The organism is Sphingomonas sp. (genome assembly GCF_042091075.1).
Taxonomy (GTDB): Bacteria; Pseudomonadota; Alphaproteobacteria; order Sphingomonadales; family Sphingomonadaceae; genus Sphingomonas.
This window is the reverse complement of record NZ_JBELIE010000027.1, coordinates 1-2,778: the sequence shown is the minus strand read 5'-3', so window position 1 is coordinate 2,778 and position 2,778 is coordinate 1. Positions and strand designations below refer to the sequence as shown.

Annotated in this window: 4 protein-coding genes; all 4 read left to right on the top strand. The window is 66.2% G+C overall.

Translation table 11 applies throughout. The annotated features are described in order from the left end of the window. The coding region (locus tag ACFDSW_RS04520; protein WP_375249084.1) for an alpha/beta hydrolase at window positions 1–738 on the top strand (738 nt) is incomplete at its 5' end. A 105-nt stretch (window positions 739–843) separates the two neighbouring features. Next, window positions 844–1,623, top strand: coding sequence for a phosphoribosylaminoimidazolesuccinocarboxamide synthase (gene purC / locus ACFDSW_RS04515; protein ID WP_375249083.1), 780 nt, complete (start codon window positions 844–846; stop codon window positions 1,621–1,623). Between the two features lie 69 nt (window positions 1,624–1,692). Further along, window positions 1,693–1,923: a phosphoribosylformylglycinamidine synthase subunit PurS gene (gene purS, locus ACFDSW_RS04510; RefSeq protein ID WP_375249082.1), complete on the top strand. Its 231-nt coding sequence runs from the start codon at window positions 1,693–1,695 to the stop codon at window positions 1,921–1,923. Then, window positions 1,920–2,588, top strand: a complete 669-nt coding sequence (gene purQ, locus ACFDSW_RS04505) for a phosphoribosylformylglycinamidine synthase subunit PurQ (protein ID WP_375249081.1) — start codon at window positions 1,920–1,922, stop codon at window positions 2,586–2,588. The genes purS and purQ overlap by 4 nt, the downstream gene beginning before the upstream one ends. The last annotated feature ends 190 nt before the right edge of the window (window positions 2,589–2,778 follow it).

The window sequence follows — 2,778 nt, the reverse complement described above, 5'->3', positions numbered from 1 at the left end:
GACGTCTGGCTGCCACGGAGTGCCGGGCTGCACCCGGTGGTGGTCATGGTGCATGGCGGTTGCTGGCAGACGAGCATCGCGGACCGGCGGCTGATGGACTGGGTGGCGGACGATCTGCGCCGCGCCGGGGTGGCGGTGTGGAATATCGATTATCGCGGCGTCGATCGGGCCGGGGGCGGCTATCCCGGCACCTTCGCCGATGCCGCCGCGGCCACCGACGCGCTACGTCATCACGCCGCCGCCTATCGGCTGGACACGCGCCGCGTCGTCGCGATCGGCCACTCGGCGGGCGGGCACCTCGCGCTCTGGCTCGCCGCCCGTTCCAAGCTGCCCGCAGGGAGTGCCTTGCGCGTTCCCGACCCGCTGCCGATCGCGCATGTCATCAGCCTCGGTGGGCTGCCCGATCTGGAGGCGACCGCCACCAGCCCCGACAATGGCTGCGGCACCGCGATCGTCGCGCGACTCGTCGGCGGCGATCGCAGCGATCCTTATGCCGATACGTCGGTCCCCCGATTGTTGCCGATCGATGTGCCGCAGGATCTGGTCAATGGGCGCGAGGATCGCATCATCCCGTATCGGATGGCGACCGACTATGTCGCGCGTGCCACGACGGCCGGGGATCGTGCTACACTGCACGACGTGCCGGACACCGGGCATGTCGAACTGGTGACGCCCGACACGGCGGCGTGGCGAGAGGCGAAGCGGCTGGTGCTGGCGGCACTGCGACCGTCGCGCTGATTTGCGCCCCCTGCCCCCATCCCGTATAGCGCCGCCCAGACTCCCCGCCCCGGCATCGCGACCCCGTCGCTGCCGGGGCGATCCGTTTCGATGAAGGCAGATGCGATGGCGCGCAGGCGGCAGATCTACGAAGGCAAGGCAAAGATCCTTTACGAAGGGCCTGAGCCGGGCACGCTGATCCAGTATTTCAAGGACGACGCAACCGCCTTCAACGCGCAGAAGAAGGGCACGATCAACGGCAAGGGCGTCATCAACAACCGCATCAGCGAGCATATCTTCACCCTGCTCGGCTTGATCGGCGTACCGACGCACTTCATCCGCCGGCTCAACATGCGCGAACAGTTGATCCGGCAGGTCGAGATCGTGCCGATCGAGGTGGTCGTCCGCAACGTCGCCGCGGGTACGCTGGCCAAGCGGCTGGGGATCGAAGAAGGCACGCAATTGCCGCGCACGATCCTCGAATATTATTTCAAGGACGACGCGCTCGGCGATCCGATGATCTCCGACGAACATATCGCCGCCTTCGGCTGGGCCAGTCAGGAGGAGATGCACGACATCGCCGATCTGGCGATTCGCGTGAATGATTTCCTGTGCGGGCTGTTCGCGGGGGTCGGCATCCGGCTGGTCGATTTCAAACTCGAATTCGGCCGTATCTGGGACAATGATTACGGCCGCATCATCCTGGCGGACGAGATCAGCCCCGATGGCTGTCGCCTGTGGGACATGGAAACCAACGAGCGGCTCGATAAGGATCGCTTCCGCAACGATCTCGGCGGCGAGGTCGAAGCGTATCAGGAAGTCGCGCGGCGGCTGGGCCTGTGGCCCGAGGGCGGCGAAACCGCGGTGCTCGATATGGAAAGCCACCGGAAACGGCGCGGCAAGTAACGCGACGCCGGCGCCGTCGCGCACCTTCACCATTGCCCCGCGCGGCCTGTCGCGGCATAGCGCGCGACCATGAAACTGCGCATCCATGTGACGCTCAAGGCCGGCGTGCTCGATCCCCAGGGCAAGGCCATCGAACACGCTCTGGCGGGTCTCGGCTTCGCCGGGGTAAACGGTGCGCGCGTCGGCAAGCTGATCGAGCTCGACGTCGCGGATTCGACCACCGACGCCGATATCGACGCGATGTGCCGCCAGTTGCTCGCCAATACGGTCATCGAGAATTACCGGGTGGAACGGGCGTGAAGACCGCGGTCATCGTCTTCCCCGGTTCCAATTGCGACCGTGATATCGCGGTGGCGCTGGAGCAGGTGACGGGGGTGAAGCCGCACATGGTGTGGCACCGCGATACCGCGCTGCCCGACGGGGTCGGGCTGGTCGCCGTGCCGGGGGGCTTCTCCTATGGCGACTATCTCCGCGCCGGGGCGATGGCCGCGCGCAGCCCGATCATGGGCGCGATCGCGAATGCGGCAGGCAAGGGCCTGCCGGTTCTGGGCGTGTGCAACGGCTTTCAGGTGCTGACCGAGGCGGGGCTGCTGCCCGGCGCGCTGATGCGCAACGCGGCGCTGAACTTCGTCTGCCGCGATGTCGCGCTGACGGTGGAGAACGCCCAGAGCGCCTTTACCAGCCGCTACGCCGCCGGGGAACGGGTGATGTTCCCGGTGGCACACCACGACGGCAATTATGTCGCCGATACCGACACGCTCGACCGCCTCGAAGGGGAAGGCCGAATCGCCTTCCGTTATGCCGAGCCGGTCAACGGCAGCGCGCGCCGGATCGCGGGCGTGCTCAACGACGCCGGCAACGTGCTGGGCATGATGCCGCACCCCGAACGCAAGATCGAAGCCGCCCACGGCGGCGATGACGGCCGCCGGCTGTTCGAGGGATTGCTGGAGACAGTCGGCGCGTAGGTAGGCAGGCGATGTCTGCTAGCGACCCATATACGCCGTTCGTCCGTCGCGCCGTCAACGTCAGCTTCCGACCAACTCAAGACATTCAGCGTCGTTAACGTAGACGTCGGCTTTCGCCGAAATCCGCCATGGGTTATGCAAATCGACCGATCGGCTTTGCGCCCTATAAACGGTCGTTTAGCGGCGATTG

What these genes read in the sequence shown, in the direction of transcription:
- purC (WP_375249083.1), top strand. Translation starts at nt 844, where the DNA reads ATGGCGCGCAGGCGGCAGATCTACGAAGGCAAGGCAAAGATCCTTTAC.
- purS (WP_375249082.1), top strand. Translation starts at nt 1,693, where the DNA reads ATGAAACTGCGCATCCATGTGACGCTCAAGGCCGGCGTGCTCGATCCC.